Origin of the sequence: Streptomyces sp. CA-249302, from assembly GCF_050936785.1 — a bacterium.
GTDB lineage: Bacteria > Actinomycetota > Actinomycetes > Streptomycetales > Streptomycetaceae > Streptomyces.
Genome location: NZ_JBNJMG010000001.1, coordinates 3,884,185 through 3,898,827, shown reverse-complemented (window position 1 = coordinate 3,898,827; position 14,643 = coordinate 3,884,185). Strand labels below are relative to the sequence as shown.

The window sequence follows — 14,643 nt, the reverse complement described above, 5'->3', positions numbered from 1 at the left end:
TCGTCGAGGCGTTTCGGGGCAGATCAGCAATGGTGGCGTACGACGGGGGCGGGGGCTGTGTCGGGTACGGCAGCGGCGGTGAGCCCCGCTCGGGGAGCCCACCGCCGCTGTCGTCGTCGTACCGGCGTGTCACGCCCTAGCTCTTCGCCAGGCCGGCCGGCGTGTCCTCGCGGTGGGGTTCGCCGCCTGTCACCCGGGTGGTCCGCTGTCGCGGGGTGCGCAGCAGGACCGCGGCGACGAGGGCCGCGAGCAGGGCGAGGGTGCCGGAGACCAGGAGGCACAGGTGGAGGCCGTCGAGGAAGGCCTCGCCGAGGGCGCCGAGGGCGCGGCCCTGGTCGGCGCCGAGGTTCAGGCCGGCCGCGGCGCCCAGTCCGCCCTGGTCCACCGCCGAGGTGACGGTGGTGACGGTCGCCTGCGGGAGGCCGGCGGCGGTGAGGTGGCCGGGGAGGGCGTCGGTGGCCTTCGTGGTGAGCAGGGTGCCGAGGACGGCCGGGCCGAGGGCGCCGCCGACCTGACGGAAGGCGTTGTTGCCGGCGGCCGCCATGCCGGCCAGGTGGTGCGGCACCGAGGCGACCGCGGTGGCCGTCATCGGGGTGATGACGAAGCCGAGGCCCAGGCCGAGGAGGGCCAGCCGCCAGGCCAGGGAGCCGAAGGAGGTGTCGACGCCGATGCCGGTGAGGGCGAACAGGGCGCCGGCGCTGACCAGCAGGCCTCCGGTGATCAGGTAGCGGGGCTGGACGCGGTGCATCAGCCGGCCGGCGACCGGGCCCACCACCAGGCACACCGCGGTGACCATGAGCAGCCGGTAGCCGGCCTCCAGGGTGTCCAGCTGCTGGACCATGCCGAAGTAGAGGCTCAGGGCGAAGAAGAAGCCGATCAGCCCGAGGAAGGTGATCATCGCGACCAGGGTGGTGGCGGTGAAGCCGGGGCTGCGGAACAGGGACAGGTCCAGCATCGGGCTGCCGCTGCGCCGCTCGACCAGCACGAAGGCGACTCCGGCGGCGGCCGCGGTGAACAGGGCGACCAGCACCTTGACGTCCGTGAAGGACTCCGCGCCGCCCTCGATGACGCCGTAGACCAGTGCGGTGACGGCGAGCGCGGCGGTGAACTGGCCGGGCCAGTCGAGGCGTCGGGAGGCCGAGCCCGGGGCCCGGGACTCGGTCAGGCCGCGGGCCGCGACCGCCATCGCGGCGAGCGAGACGGGGATGGCCGGCAGGAACACCCAGCGCCAGGCGAAGTGGTCCAGGAGCACGCCGGCCATCAGCGGGCCGAGGGCGAGCGCCAGCATCAGGGCGGACGCCCACAACCCGACGAACTTGGCGCGCGCCCGGTGGTCCGGGACGACGTGGCTGATCAGGGCGAGGGTGGTGGGCAGCAGGGCGGCGGCGCCGAGCCCGGCGAAGGCCTGACCCACCCACAGCGTCTGGACGTTCTGCGCGCACAGGGCGACGGTCGCGCCGACGGCGGCGCTGGCGAGTCCGGCCTGGAAGACCTTCTTCCGCCCGTGGACGTCGCCGAAGACACCCGCGGTCAGGATCAGGGCGGCCATCGGCAGGACGAACGCGTCGGACACCCAGGACAGTTGGGAGGTCGAGGCATGCAGGGCCCGCTGGACGGCGGGCAGGCTGACCGAGACGGTGGTCACCGGCAGATAGGCGACGAAGACACCGACGCAAGCCATGACAAGCGTCGCCGCCCGCCGCTCGACCGGCGGGGACACCGAGGTCGTGACGTTCACTGGACTCTCCCTTGCGGTGCGAGGCACCGGGGACGGTTGATACGCCCGACATTTTCAGCCGAATCGGCGAGGAGACGCGGGCCAGGGGGCTGCGGGGCGGAGGAATCCGATGCGCGGGGGCGGAGGGGTGGGGAAATCCGACATCGGAGGGCGTGGCGGGCGATCGGAATCCGAGATCGTGGGGGCAAGGCGCTTGGCCCGATGGCGCCGCGCATCCGCGGAGAAAAGAAAAAGACCAGCGTCTCCGCTGGTCAGAGGGTATTTGCGCCCCCGGCAGGACTCGAACCTGCGGCCAAGCGCTTAGAAGGCGCCTGCTCTATCCACTGAGCTACGGGGGCCGGGTGTGTGGCCGCTGTCTTGGGTGCCCGGGTGTGGGCCGGTCCGTGACGTTGCCGGGGACAAGGATAGGGCTCCCGCATCCGTGTCCCTGTTGCTTCGCCTCCGTGGCTCGATGTGGAGGTTCAGTGAAGCGGTCCTGATAATCGCAGGCAGGTACGAATCGTGCATCGCTTTTGGCCGCTCACGCCCCGGGTGTTGTGCACTCGTTATGCCTGGACTGTGCCCGCGTCCCAGTCATCCCTTCCGTCCCTTGTGTCCGGTCGGCGCGCAGACATGCTCATATGCTTCAGAATTCCCCTAAAATTGGGCATTCTTCGCATGTGGTGACCTTGGACGTACGGCCTCAGCTGCTCGACGCACTCTCCGCCCTGCGCGACCGTGTCGCCGCCGCACGCTTCCCGCTGCCCCTGGCGGGGGCTCCACGCGCGCGTGCCAACCGCGACGAACTGCTCGCTCAGCTAGACGATTACTTGGTGCCCCGGTTGAGGGAGCCCGAAGCACCCCTCCTGGCTGTCATCGGGGGATCGACCGGCGCCGGCAAGTCGACCCTCGTCAACTCCCTTGTGGGGCGGCGGGTCAGCGAGGCCGGCGTGCTGCGCCCGACCACGCGGACGCCCGTGCTGGTGTGCCATCCGGAGGACCATCACTGGTTCAGCGGGATGCGCGTGCTGCCCGACCTCACGCGCGTGTGGGTGCCCCAGCAGGACGGCGCGGAGGATCTGCTGCTGCCCGGGGAGGACCCCGCGCGCGTGCTGCGCGTCGAGACCGCCGACACCCTGCCGCGCGGCCTCGCCCTGCTCGACGCGCCCGACATCGACTCCCTGGTCGCCGACAACCGCGTCCTGGCCGCCGAACTCGTCTGCGCGGCCGACATCTGGGTCATGGTCACCACCGCCGCGCGGTACGCCGACGCGGTGCCCTGGCATCTGCTGCGCACCGCCAAGGAGTACGACGCCACCCTGGTGACGGTGCTCGACCGGGTGCCGCACCAGGTCGTCTCCGAGGTCTCGCGCCAGTACGGCGCCCTCCTCACCAAGGCGGGCCTCGGCGACGTACCCCGCTTCACCGTGCCCGAACTGCCCGAGTCCGCCTGGGGCGGCGGGCTGCTGCCGGCCACCGCCGTGGCGTCGCTGCGCACCTGGCTCGTACACCTGACGCAGGATCCGGCGGCGCGGCAGCACGTCATGGCTCGTACCGCCTACGGGGTGCTCAATTCGCTGAAGGCGCGGATGCCCGAACTCGCCAGTGCCGCCGCCGCGCAGTACGCGGCGGCCCTTCGGCTCACCTCCGCCGTCGACGGGGCGTACGACAGCGAGCACGCGCGCGTGCGAGGGCGGTTGCAGGCCGGGGCCGTACTCGCCGGGGACGCGCTGAAGCGGTGGCGCGCGTTTCCGGTGGACTGCGACGCCGGGGAGCTCCTGGACGCCCTCACGGAGAGCCTGGCCGCGCTGCTGCTGTGCGCCGTGACCGCCGCCGACGAGCGCGTGGACGAGGCCTGGCGGCGCGAACCCGCCGCGGGCGCCCCGGAGCTGGCGGGGCGCGACCCGTCGCTGGAGAGCGCCGAGCACCGTATCGGGATGGCCGTACGGCGGTGGCGGCGGGAGCTCGAGGAGTACGCCGAGGAGGAGGTGCGCGAGCTCGACCGCAGTGTCGCGCCCGATCCCGAGGTGGTCGCCGCCCTGGTGGCCACCGCGTTGCTCGGCGGACGCCGGGCGCGTTCGGCCGGCGAGGGGCTCGCGGAGCGCATCGGCGCGCACGGGGCGCTGCGGTTGCGCGACCGGGGCGGACGGCTGCTCACCGAGCACCTGGACCAGGTGATGAACACCGAACGGGAACGCCGGCTCGCTCCCCTCGACGCGCTCGACGTCCACCCCGAGCCGCAGGCCGAACTCATCGCCGCGCTGTCCGTACTGCAGAAGGAGAGGTGACTGGTGACCGCCGTCACTGACCAGGACCACACCGAGCACGCCGATCACACGGGGGACGCGGTGACCGAGAACGACGACGACAGCGGAAACGGCCACACCAAGGACGCGATTTCCGGGAACGGCCCCCTTGGGGACGGCACTTCCGAGGCCGCGCACCCCGATGCGCCGGACGCCTCGGAGGCCCCTGAAGGGCCCGAACGCGACGACCACGCGCGCGTGGAGGGCGGTAAGACCTCCATGGACGCCACGGACTCCGTGGACGCCACGGACTCCACGGAGGCCACGGATTCCGCGGACCCCTGGGACGACGGGCTCATCGCCCGGCGCGTGACCGAAGGGGCCGCCGCCGAGCACGCGGCCATGGTGGAGGCCCGGGGCCACAACGCGCCGCCCGCGGCCCCGCTCGCGTACGACGGACACCTGCGCTCGCGCCTCGACGCCCTGCGCGAACTGGTCGGGCTCTCCCGCACCCGGCTCGACAGCCGCACCCTCGCCGAGGCCGGCCGGGTCCTGGACGAGGCGGCGGCGCGGCGCAGGCTCTCCGGGCAGCACACCGTGGTCGCCATCGCGGGCGCCACGGGCAGCGGCAAGTCGCAGCTCTTCAACGCGCTCGCCGGGGTGGCGATTTCGGAGACGGGCGTACGACGGCCCACCACGGCCGCGCCCATCGCGTGCAGCTGGAGCGACGGCTCCGCGAGCCTCATCGAGCGGCTCGGCATCCCGCCCCGGCTGCGCAGACGCCCGCTGCAGAGCGCCGAGGCGGAGGCGCAGCTGCGCGGGCTCGTCCTGATCGACCTGCCCGACCACGACTCCGCCGCCGTGCAGCACCGCGAGCACGTGGACCGCATCCTGGCCCTCGTCGACGCCGTCATCTGGGTCGTCGACCCGGAGAAGTACGCCGACGCCGTGCTCCACGAGCGCTATCTGCGGCCCATGGCGGGACACGCCGAGGTCATGTTCGTCGTCCTGAACCAGACCGACCGGCTGCCCGGCGAGGCCACCGAGCAGGTCCTCGACGACCTGCGGCGGCTGCTCGACGAGGACGGGATCGCGCTCGGCGAGTACGGCGAACCGGGCGCCACCGTGCTCGCGCTGTCCGCGCTCACCGGGGACGGCGTCGGCGAACTGCGCGAGGTCCTCGGGCAGTTCGTGGCGGAGCGCGGCGCTCCGGCGCGCCGGATCTCGGCTGACCTGGACACCGCCGCTGCCGGGCTGTGGCCCGTGTACGCCACCCGGCGGCGCACCGGCCTCAGCGAGGAGGCGCGGGACGAGTTCGCCGCCCGGCTCGCGGACGCGGTGGGCGCCACGGCGGCCGGCGAGGCGGCCGAGCGCGCGTGGCTGCGCAACGCCAACAAGGCCTGCGGGACGCCCTGGCTGCGGCTGTGGCGCTGGTACCAGGACCGGTACGAACCGGCCACGGGACGGCTGCCGTTGCGGGCGCAGGCCGACGAGGAGGCCACCGCCCGCCAGCGGGTCGAGCAGGCGGTACGGACGCTCGCCGACCGGGCCTCGGCCGGACTGCCCGCACCCTGGGCGCAGGCGGTGCGCGAGGCGGCCGTACGCGGATCGCAGGGGCTGCCCGAGGCGCTCGACGACCTGGCCGCACGGGCCGGACTGCCACCGGGGCGGCCGCCGCGACCGGGCTGGTGGCCGGCCGCCGTACTCGCCCAGGCGGCCATGACGATCCTCCAAGTCGTCGGCGGGCTTTGGCTGTTGGGGCAGATCATCGGGTTCATGGCGCCGAACCTCGGCGTGCCGGTACTGCTGATGGTGACCGGAATCGTCGGCGGCCCGCTGGTCGAGTGGAGCTGCCGGATGGCGGCGCGGGGGCCCTCCAGGCGGTACGGCATGGACGCGGAACGGCGGTTGCGGGAGGCGGCCGCGGGCTGCGGGCGGGCCCGGGTGCTGGATCCGGTGGCGGCGGAGCTGCTGCGGTACCGGGAGGTGCGGGAGCAGTACGGGCGGGTCGTGGGGGTGGGCGCCACGTAGGCGCCCCGTGGGCCCCGTAGAGGCCTGTGGCGGTGACGGTGGCTCACTCGTCCGGGTGATGGAGTTTTCCACAGGCGGGCGGTGGTCCACAGGGCTCAGCGGGCTCGGCCCGACGGAGGCAGTCTGGCGGTGCGGCGATCACGGAGCACGTGGTCGCCGCGGCAGACGCAGCCGTACGGGACGGGCCCGTACGCATGTCCGCCCGGCCTCGGCGGCCGGGTGAGGGAGGGGTTCGCGATGAACGAGACGATCGTCTGTGCCGTGGGCAACGTGGCGACGCGGCCGGTGTACCGGGATCTGGCCTCGGGACCGTCCGCGCGGTTCCGGCTGGCGGTGACCTCGCGCTACTGGGACCGGGAGAAGAGCGAGTGGACCGATGGCCACACCAACTTCTTCACGGTGTGGGCCAACCGGCAGCTCGCCGTGAACGTGGGGGCCTCGCTCGATGTGGGCGATCCCGTGATCGTGCAGGGCCGGCTGAAGGTGCGCTCGGACATCAGGGAGGGGCAGAACTGGACCTCGGCTGACCTCGACGCGGTCGCCATCGGCCACGACCTCGCGAGGGGCACGTCGGCCTTCCGGCGGGCGAGCAAGCCGGAGATGGGTATGGCGGGGTCGGCGACCCGGCCCGAGCCCAACTGGGAGACACCGCCAGGGGGTTCGGATCCGGCGGTTGTCCAACAGGAGCCGGAGCCCGCTGCGGTGGCGTGATGTCAGACAGTGCCCCGAGCTGACCGGACTGCGGCTTATCGACGAATGCGCTCCGAACGACCCGGTGGATTTGTCGATAAGCCCTGCTCACGGGCCGTGTTGGCGATAACGATTCCGAGTCGGATCTGTTGTCCGACGGTATGACCGGGAAGCGGGGTGCGCCCGCGTCCATAGGATGCCGGGCAAAGCTCTCGTGGCTCTCGGGGCTTCTGATTCTGCCGGTGGGACCGTAACCCCCCACGTCAACGGGTCCTGCTCGAAGGGGAATTTGGTGTTTGCTTCGTTCTCTGCGTTGTCGCCGCGCAGGCGAGGGGCGGCCCGCCTCGCCGCCGTGACCTGGGTGTCCGGGCTCGTCGCCGCCGGTGTGCTCGCCGGGGCCGGGTCGGCCGTCGCCGAGGAGACGACACAGAGCCAGGGCGGGGCGACCGCCACGATAGGCGGCCTCAAGACGTACGGGGAGGCCGTGATCCACGGCGACACCGGCGACCAGCAGGTCTCGGCGGGCCTGTTCGAGATGTCCGTCGACGGGGGCGGCACCCTGCAGACGTACTGCGTCGACCTCCACAACCCCACCCAGCGGGACGCCAAGTACCACGAGACGCCCTGGAGCGGGACCTCGCTGGGGGCCAACAAGGACGCCGGCCGGATCCGTTGGATCCTGGAGAACTCCTACCCGCAGGTCAACGACCTCGCCGCGCTCGCGAGCAAGGCGGGCGTGCGGGGCGGGCTGACCGAGCAGGACGCGGCGGCCGGTACCCAGGTGGCGATCTGGCGGTACTCGGACGGGGCGGACGTCGACGCCGTGGACCCCCAGGCCGAGAAGCTCGCCGACTACCTCCAGAAGAGCGCCGCCGACGTGGCGGAGCCCAAGGCCTCACTCACCCTCGACCCGCCCGCCGTCTCCGGCCACCCCGGCGAGCTGCTCGGCCCGGTGACCGTACACACGAACGCGGCCGGCGTGACGCTCACGCCGCCGGCCGACGCGGCCATCACGGGCGTACGGATCGTCGGCAAGGACGGCAAGCCGCTCACCTCGGCGGCCGACGGCAGCCAGGTCTTCTTCGACGTGCCCGAGGACACCGCGGCGGGCTCGGCCGAGCTGACCGTGCAGGCCTCCACCACCGTGCCGGTCGGCCGGGCCTTCGCCTCCGAGAGCCGCAGCCAGACGCAGATCCTGGCCGGATCGAGCGAGTCGACGGTGTCGGCGACGGCGAGCGCGGCCTGGGCGAAGAAGGGGGCCATACCGGCCCTGTCCGCGGCGCGGAACTGCGCGAAGAGCGGGGTCGACATCACCGCGGCCAACCAGGGCGACGAGCCGTTCACCTTCGCGCTGATGGGGGCCGAGTACAGCATCCCGGCGGGCGGGTCGAGCACGGTGACGATCCCGCTCCAGGAGGACCAGGCGTACGACTTCACGATCACGGGGCCGGGCGGGCTCGAGAAGCGGTTCACCGGGATCCTCGACTGCAAGACGCAGGCCAGTGAGGGCGGCGACGCGGTCCAGACGCTCAGCGAACCGAGCCCGGCCACGGTGGGCGGCACCACCGACGACACCAACCTCGCCGCGACCGGCGGCACCAGCGCGACGCCGCTGATCGCGGGGGTCGCCATCGGGCTGGTGGTGATCGGGGGCGCGGCGCTGGTGCTCACGGGGAAGAAGGAGACGTCGGCGGGGGAGTGAGCCTTCCCCGTGCGTCCATGCCGGGCCCGGGGCTCGGGGCGGCCGTCCGCGCGCTCGGCCAAACGCGTGCGGATCGGCGGCCACGATGGGCAGGATGAGGCCATGACCAAGTCACCGGTACTGCCTGGGGACAACGTCCCGTCCATCCTCTCCCTCTGGTCGCACGACTCGGTACTGTCGATCGGCTCGGTGGGCTCGGTCCTCTCCATCGGTTCCGTCGGCTCGGCCCTGTCCATCGGCTCGATCGGCAGCGCCCTCTCCGTGGGCTCGATCGGATCGGCGCTGTCCCTCATCTCGGCCGGCTCCTGGCTGAGCAAGGGTTCCGTGCTCTCCGCGCACTCCCAGTGGTCGATCCTGTCCTGGCGCTCGTCGCGCGCCTTTCGCTCGGCCGGGGCGGTCGGGGCCGCGGGTGCGGTGGCGGCCGCCGCTCTGCTGCTCGCCCGCCGTACGGCGGGCGGTGACGACTGACAGGGGCGGACACGCCCCCTCGGGGCGACTGGCGCGAGTGCCGGACCGAAGACACCGCAAGCGGCCGTCTACGGCTGGACTCGGTCGAACAGCGCGAGCGCTTCGGTGGGGTCCGGGCTCACGAGGCGTTCCAGGCCGGCCGTCGTGATCTTCGCCCACTTGCCGGCCCGTACCCACATCTGTTCCTCGAAGGCGCGGACGGCCTCGTCCAGATCTTCGGGGCCGGTGGCGATGGACTCGGCGAGTTCGGCGCCTTCCAGCATCGCGAGGTTCGCGCCCGCGCCCAACGGGGGCATCAGGTGGGCGGCGTCGCCCAGGAGCGTCACGCCGGGGACGTGGGCCCAGGTGTGGGACACGGGCAGGACGTGGAAGGGGCGGTGGGTGAACGCCGTGCCACGGCGGAGGAGGTCGAGGACGGGCGCGGCCCAGCCGTCGAACAGGGCCAGCAGGCTCGATCGCACGGCCTCGACGTCGGCCAGGTCCAGGTCCGCGTGCCAGTCCAGAGGCGCGCGGAACTTGGCGTAGACCTTGACGTGGCCGCCGCTGTTGCGCTGGGCGACGAGGGAGCGGTTCACGCCGTACGCGGCCACGGAACCGTCGCCGATCAGCCGGGCGAGGTCGGGGTGGCGGGTGTCGACTTCGTCGAGGCTGGTCTCGACCGAGGTGACGCCGGTGTAGTGCGGCGTCGCCGATGAGACGGCCGGGCGGATCCGGGACCAGGCGCCGTCCGCGCCGACCACGAGGTCGTACGTCTCCTGCCGCCCGTCCTCGAAATGGACCCGCACGCCGTCCCGGGTCCCCGGCACCACCCTCGTGACGCCCCGGCCCCACTGGACGTCGAGAGGGCCGCGCAGCAGGTCGCGGAGTTGCCGGCGGTCGATCTCGGGATTGGCCTGTTCGTCCGGGCGGGGTCGCCAGTCGCGCAGGACGGTCCCGTCCGTGTCCAGGATGCGCATGGCCTGCCCCTCGGGGCGGGACAGCGCCCGGAACTCCTCGAGCAACCCCGCCTTGCCCAGAGCGAGTTGGCCCAGCTCTTCGCGCAGGTCCAGCGTGCCGCCCGGGGGACGGGCGTCGGGCGCGGGATCACGTTCGAGGACGGTGACGGGATGGCCGTGGCGGTGCAGGACACGGGCGAAGGTGAGGCCGGCGGGACCGCCCCCGACGACTGCGATGCGCTCTCTCATGGCGATACACTGTATCGAAAAGGTACGGCGTATCCCAGCGGTACGGTGTGGGCATGACTGTGTGGGACCGGCCGGAGCCGCCGACTCGCCCCGTGCCGCTCGACCGGGAGCGGATCGTCGCCGCCGCCGTCGCGCTGGCCGACGAGGGCGGGCTGGAGGCGGTGTCGATGCGCAAGGTCGCCGCCCGGCTGAACGCCGGCCCGATGCGGCTGTACGGATACATCTCCACCAAGGAGGAGCTGTTCGACCTCATGGTGGACGAGGTCCAGGCCGAGATCATCCCCGAGGAGCAGCCCGGTGACTGGCGGGAGGCGCTGCACACCCTCGCCCACCGCACCAGGCAGACCGCCCTCCGCCACGAATGGCTGGCCGACCTGCTCGGCGGCCGCCCGGCCCTGGGTCCGAACGGCCTCGCCGTCGCGGAGGCCACGCTGACCGCCCTCGACGGCCTCGCCGACATCGACACCGTCATGCGCGCCGTGGAGACCGTCAGCGCCTACTCCACCGGCGCGATCAGACGCGAGATCGCCAACCTGCGCGCCGAGCGCGCCACGGGCCTGTCCAAGCACGACTGGCAACGCGCCTCCGGCCCGTACCTGACGCGCATGCTGGCCACGGGCCGCTTCCCGGCGGTGAGCAAGCTCGTGTACGACGGCACGGACGTGGACGCCGGAACGTCCTTCACGACCGGCCTGGACTGGGTCCTCCACGCGGTGGCCGCGAAACTCACCCGGCCCTGATTGTTCTTGGAAGCGAAACCGCAGGTCAGGGGCGGCTCGTCATACGCGTTTCCGTCCGGGGATGGACGTACGGCAAGATGGGGTGTATCTGCCCACTGCCTGATTTCAAGCTGCCGGACGGTTTCTCTTGGCTGAGTACATCTACACCATGCGCAAGACGCGTAAGGCGCACGGCGACAAGGTGATCCTTGACGACGTGACGCTGAGCTTCCTGCCCGGCGCGAAGATCGGTGTGGTCGGGCCGAACGGTGCCGGCAAGTCCACCGTTCTGAAGATCATGGCGGGGCTGGAGCAGCCGTCGAACGGCGATGCCTTCCTGTCCCCCGGGTACAGCGTCGGCATGCTCCTCCAGGAGCCCCCGCTCGACGAGTCGAAGACGGTCCTGCAGAACGTGCAGGACGGCGCCGCCGAGATCATGGGCAAGCTGCACCGGTTCAACGAGGTCGCCGAGCTGATGGCGACCGACTACTCGGACGCGCTCATGGAGGAGATGGGCAAGCTCCAGGACGACCTGGACCACGCCAACGCGTGGGACCTGGACACGCAGCTGGAGCAGGCCATGGACGCCCTGGGCTGCCCGCCCGGCGACTGGCCCGTCACCAACCTCTCCGGTGGTGAGCGCCGCCGCGTCGCCCTGTGCAAGCTGCTGCTCGAGGCTCCCGACCTGCTGCTGCTCGACGAGCCCACCAACCACCTGGACGCCGAGTCCGTGCAGTGGCTGGAGCAGCACCTCGCCAAGTACGCCGGCACCGTCGTCGCCGTGACCCACGACCGGTACTTCCTCGACAACGTCGCCGAGTGGATCCTCGAGCTCGACCGCGGGCGCGCGCACCCCTACGAGGGCAACTACTCCACGTACCTCGACAAGAAGGCCTCCCGCCTCAAGGTCGAGGGGCAGAAGGACGCCAAGCGGGCGAAGCGGCTCAAGGAAGAGCTCGAGTGGGTGCGGTCCAACGCCAAGGGGCGGCAGGCCAAGTCCAAGGCGCGGCTGTCCCGCTACGAGGAGATGGCCGCCGAGGCGGACAAGATGCGGAAGCTGGACTTCGAGGAGATCCAGATCCCGCCGGGCCCCCGGCTGGGCAGCGTCGTGGTCGAGGTCAGCAACCTCTCCAAGGCGTTCGGCGAGAAGGTCCTCATCGACGACCTCTCCTTCACGCTGCCGCGCAACGGCATCGTCGGCGTCATCGGCCCGAACGGCGCCGGCAAGACCACCCTCTTCAAGATGATCCAGGGGCTGGAGACGCCGGACTCCGGTTCGATCAAGGTCGGCGAGACCGTCAAGATCTCGTACGTCGACCAGAGCCGCGAGAACATCGACCCGAAGAAGTCGCTGTGGGCCGTCGTGAGCGACGAGCTCGACTACATCAACGTCGGCCAGGTCGAGATGCCGAGCCGCGCGTACGTCTCCGCCTTCGGGTTCAAGGGCCCGGACCAGCAGAAGCCGGCCGGCGTCCTCTCCGGTGGTGAGCGCAACCGCCTCAACCTCGCGCTCACCCTCAAGCAGGGCGGCAACCTGCTGCTCCTCGACGAGCCGACCAACGACCTCGACGTCGAGACCCTGTCCTCGCTGGAGAACGCGCTGCTCGAGTTCCCGGGCGCGGCCGTGGTCGTCTCCCACGACCGGTGGTTCCTGGACCGGGTCGCCACGCACATCCTCGCCTACGAGGGTGAGTCGAAGTGGTTCTGGTTCGAGGGCAACTTCGAGTCGTACGAGAAGAACAAGATCGAGCGGCTCGGCCCGGACGCCGCGCGTCCGCACCGTGCCACCTACAAGAAGCTGACCCGGGGCTGATCGATCTTGCGTCACGTCTACCGCTGCCCGCTGCGCTGGTCCGACATGGACGCCTACGGCCATGTCAACAACGCCGTCTTCGTCCGGTACCTGGAGGAAGCCCGTATCGACTTCCTCTTCCGTCCGGAGAAGGACTTCAAGCAGGGGTCGGTCGTGGCGCGCCACGAGATCGACTACAAGCGGCAGCTCGTCCACCGGCACCACCCGGTCGACATCGAGCTGTGGGTCTCGCAGATAAGGGCCGCGTCCTTCACCATCAGCTACGAGGTGAAGGACGACGACCTGGTCTACGTACGGGCCTCGACGGTCGTCGTGCCGTTCGACTTCGAGGCCCAGCGCCCGCGCCGGATCACCTCCGAGGAGCGGGAGTTCCTGGAGGAGTACACGGACGACGAAGAGGAGGAGGCCGTCGCCGCATGACGGTGCTCCACCTTGCCGACGAGGGGGAGGCGGCGGACCTCGCGGCCTTCCTCTCCCGGCTGCTCCACTACGACCGTGGAGCGGCGGTACGTGTCCAGGCGGCCGGCACCGCGCTCGCCGTCTTCGGACGGCCGCCGTCCTTCGAGGTGCTGGCGATCCGCGCGGTACGGCTGGCGAAGCCGTACGAGGACGGGCTGGACGTCACACTCGACGTGACCGTGTCCGCCGGTGAACTCCTGGAGACGGTCGAGGAGTCGGCGGCCACGGCCGTCGTGCCGGGGGCGGTGACCGGGCCGCCGTGGGCGGGCGTGCTGCCGCCGCGGGGCGGCTGGCGGGCCGAGCCCGGGCTGCCCGCGCCGGACGCGCTGCGGGCGATGGTCGGGGTGGCCGTCGCCGAATTCCGGTCCCGGACGCAGGAGTTGGCGCCCGAGGGGCGTACCCGGGCCGAACTCGACCGGATCGGGCGGGACATCTGGTCCCGGACGGTCGGGGACACCCACCTGCCGGTACGCGCCGTGCACGCGGCGCAGTCGCTCGGGTTCCTGCGGGGCGGGGAGTTGGCGTTGTTCTCGTCGGGGGCGTGGCTGCGGCTGCGTACGGCCTACGGGTCGATCGCCGTACGGCGGGCGGGGCTCGGGGCGTTGGACGTCAGCGTGCGCTGACCGGTCTCACCCCTGCTCGCTGTCGTCCGGCCATACGGCGATGTGGTCCGGCTCCAGTTCCAGGGCGACGCGGTCCTTCATGCCCAGTGCCTCGGTGTACTCGGCGGGGAGTTGGAGGCGGCCGGCCCGGTCGAGCATGGCGTACTCGCGGGCGACCATCGTCTCGTGGCCGGTCGTCTCGTCGACCTCGCTGCGGCGCAGGACCTCCGTGGAGGTGCGGCCGTCGCGGATGGCCACCGTGCGGCGCACCTCGCCGGCCACGGCCTGGTCGTGGGTGACGATCACGATGGTGGTGCCGAGGCGTTCGTTCGCGGTGCGGAAGGCGGCGAAGACCTGTTCCGCGGTGTGCGAGTCGAGTTCGCCGGTGGGTTCGTCGGCGAGGAGGACGGCCGGGTTGTTCGCGAGGGCCACGGCGATCGCCACGCGCTGCTGCTGGCCGCCGGACATCTGGTGCGGGCGGCGGTCCCGGCAGTCGGCGATCTCCAGCAACTCCAGGAGTTCCAGGGCTCGTTCGGACTGGGTGCGGCGCGAACTCCGGCCGCCGGCGAGCTGCATCGGGAGGGCGATGTTCTGGGCCGCTGTGAGGTAGGGGAGCAGGTTGCGGGAGGTCTGCTGCCAGACGAAGCCGACGGTGGTCCGGCGGTAGGTCAGGCGGTCCTTCGCGGACATGGTGAGGAGGTCGCGGCCTGCCACCCGGGCCGCGCCGGCGGTGGGGGTGTCGAGGCCGGCGAGGATGTTCATGAGGGTGGACTTGCCGCTGCCGGACGCGCCCACCAGGGCCATGAGTTCGCCCTCGCGGACCAGGAGGTCGAGGCCCTGGAGGGCTTGGACCTCGATGCCGTCCGTGGTGAAGATGCGGACCAGGCGGTCGCAGGTGATGAGGGCGTCATGGCCGTAGGTGGGGCGGTTGCGGGCGGTCGTCGCACGGGCCGCCAGGTCGGCGAGGGTGGGGTTGGTCGTGGTCATCGGGGTGTCTCCTGGATGGGGACTC

12 protein-coding genes and 1 tRNA gene are annotated in these 14,643 nt (G+C 71.9%); 9 read left to right on the top strand and 4 right to left on the bottom strand.

Features of this window, described 5'->3' with window-relative positions:
• Positions 1-136 precede the first annotated feature (136 nt).
• Both ACQEWB_RS17415 and ACQEWB_RS17410 read right to left on the bottom strand, forming a co-directional pair.
• Positions 137-1,738, bottom strand: a complete 1,602-nt coding sequence (locus tag ACQEWB_RS17415) for an MFS transporter (protein ID WP_432831895.1) — start codon at positions 1,736-1,738, stop codon at positions 137-139.
• A 265-nt stretch (positions 1,739-2,003) separates the two neighbouring features.
• Positions 2,004-2,076, bottom strand: a tRNA-Arg gene (locus ACQEWB_RS17410).
• A 321-nt stretch (positions 2,077-2,397) separates the two neighbouring features.
• On the opposite strand from ACQEWB_RS17410, the gene ACQEWB_RS17405 reads away from it, so the two are divergent.
• From ACQEWB_RS17405 to ACQEWB_RS17385, 5 genes are all read left to right on the top strand, one after another.
• Entirely contained in the window at positions 2,398-4,005 is a 1,608-nt protein-coding gene (locus tag ACQEWB_RS17405; protein ID WP_432831894.1) for a dynamin family protein, read from the top strand.
• 237 nt (positions 4,006-4,242) lie between these two features.
• On the top strand, positions 4,243-5,994 hold the full coding sequence (locus tag ACQEWB_RS17400) for a GTPase (protein ID WP_432843861.1): 1,752 nt from the start codon (positions 4,243-4,245) through the stop codon (positions 5,992-5,994).
• Positions 5,995-6,231: 237 nt separating this feature from the next.
• Entirely contained in the window at positions 6,232-6,705 is a 474-nt protein-coding gene (locus ACQEWB_RS17395) for a single-stranded DNA-binding protein (RefSeq protein WP_432831893.1), read from the top strand.
• A gap of 271 nt (positions 6,706-6,976) precedes the next feature.
• Entirely contained in the window at positions 6,977-8,386 is a 1,410-nt protein-coding gene (locus ACQEWB_RS17390; protein WP_432831891.1) for a Cys-Gln thioester bond-forming surface protein, read from the top strand.
• 102 nt (positions 8,387-8,488) lie between these two features.
• On the top strand, positions 8,489-8,854 hold the full coding sequence (locus tag ACQEWB_RS17385; protein ID WP_432831890.1) for a hypothetical protein: 366 nt from the start codon (positions 8,489-8,491) through the stop codon (positions 8,852-8,854).
• A gap of 68 nt (positions 8,855-8,922) precedes the next feature.
• Here ACQEWB_RS17385 and ACQEWB_RS17380 read toward each other — a convergent pair whose 3' ends face one another.
• Positions 8,923-10,038, bottom strand: a complete 1,116-nt coding sequence (locus ACQEWB_RS17380) for an FAD-dependent oxidoreductase (RefSeq protein ID WP_432831889.1) — start codon at positions 10,036-10,038, stop codon at positions 8,923-8,925.
• A 53-nt stretch (positions 10,039-10,091) separates the two neighbouring features.
• Between ACQEWB_RS17380 and ACQEWB_RS17375 the strand changes: the two genes are divergently transcribed.
• The 4 genes from ACQEWB_RS17375 (at position 10,092) to ACQEWB_RS17360 (ending at position 13,652) form a co-directional block, all read left to right on the top strand.
• The gene (locus ACQEWB_RS17375; protein WP_432831887.1) at positions 10,092-10,778 is read left to right on the top strand and encodes a TetR/AcrR family transcriptional regulator; all 687 of its coding nucleotides are present in this window, start codon (positions 10,092-10,094) and stop codon (positions 10,776-10,778) included.
• A 127-nt stretch (positions 10,779-10,905) separates the two neighbouring features.
• A complete protein-coding gene (gene ettA, locus ACQEWB_RS17370; protein WP_432831885.1) occupies positions 10,906-12,570 on the top strand; it encodes an energy-dependent translational throttle protein EttA in 1,665 nt (554 codons plus the stop codon).
• Positions 12,571-12,576: 6 nt separating this feature from the next.
• The gene (locus ACQEWB_RS17365) at positions 12,577-12,990 is read left to right on the top strand and encodes an acyl-CoA thioesterase (RefSeq protein ID WP_432831883.1); all 414 of its coding nucleotides are present in this window, start codon (positions 12,577-12,579) and stop codon (positions 12,988-12,990) included.
• Complete coding sequence (locus tag ACQEWB_RS17360; protein WP_432831881.1) at positions 12,987-13,652, top strand: hypothetical protein; 666 nt, start codon at positions 12,987-12,989, stop codon at positions 13,650-13,652. The genes ACQEWB_RS17365 and ACQEWB_RS17360 overlap by 4 nt, the downstream gene beginning before the upstream one ends.
• Positions 13,653-13,658: 6 nt before the next feature.
• Here ACQEWB_RS17360 and ACQEWB_RS17355 read toward each other — a convergent pair whose 3' ends face one another.
• Positions 13,659-14,618 (bottom strand): ABC transporter ATP-binding protein, encoded by a 960-nt coding sequence (locus tag ACQEWB_RS17355; protein ID WP_432831879.1) that lies wholly within the window; start codon positions 14,616-14,618, stop codon positions 13,659-13,661.
• Between the last annotated feature and the right edge of the window lie 25 nt (positions 14,619-14,643).

Coding starts and splice junctions, on each gene's coding strand:
- ACQEWB_RS17375 (WP_432831887.1), top strand. CDS start 10,092: ATGACTGTGTGGGACCGGCCGGAGCCGCCGACTCGCCCCGTGCCGCTC.
- ACQEWB_RS17360 (WP_432831881.1), top strand. CDS start 12,987: ATGACGGTGCTCCACCTTGCCGACGAGGGGGAGGCGGCGGACCTCGCG.
- ACQEWB_RS17395 (WP_432831893.1), top strand. CDS start 6,232: ATGAACGAGACGATCGTCTGTGCCGTGGGCAACGTGGCGACGCGGCCG.
- ACQEWB_RS17380 (WP_432831889.1), bottom strand. CDS start 10,038: ATGAGAGAGCGCATCGCAGTCGTCGGGGGCGGTCCCGCCGGCCTCACC.
- ACQEWB_RS17385 (WP_432831890.1), top strand. CDS start 8,489: ATGACCAAGTCACCGGTACTGCCTGGGGACAACGTCCCGTCCATCCTC.
- ACQEWB_RS17355 (WP_432831879.1), bottom strand. CDS start 14,618: ATGACCACGACCAACCCCACCCTCGCCGACCTGGCGGCCCGTGCGACG.
- ACQEWB_RS17400 (WP_432843861.1), top strand. CDS start 4,243: ATGGACGCCACGGACTCCGTGGACGCCACGGACTCCACGGAGGCCACG.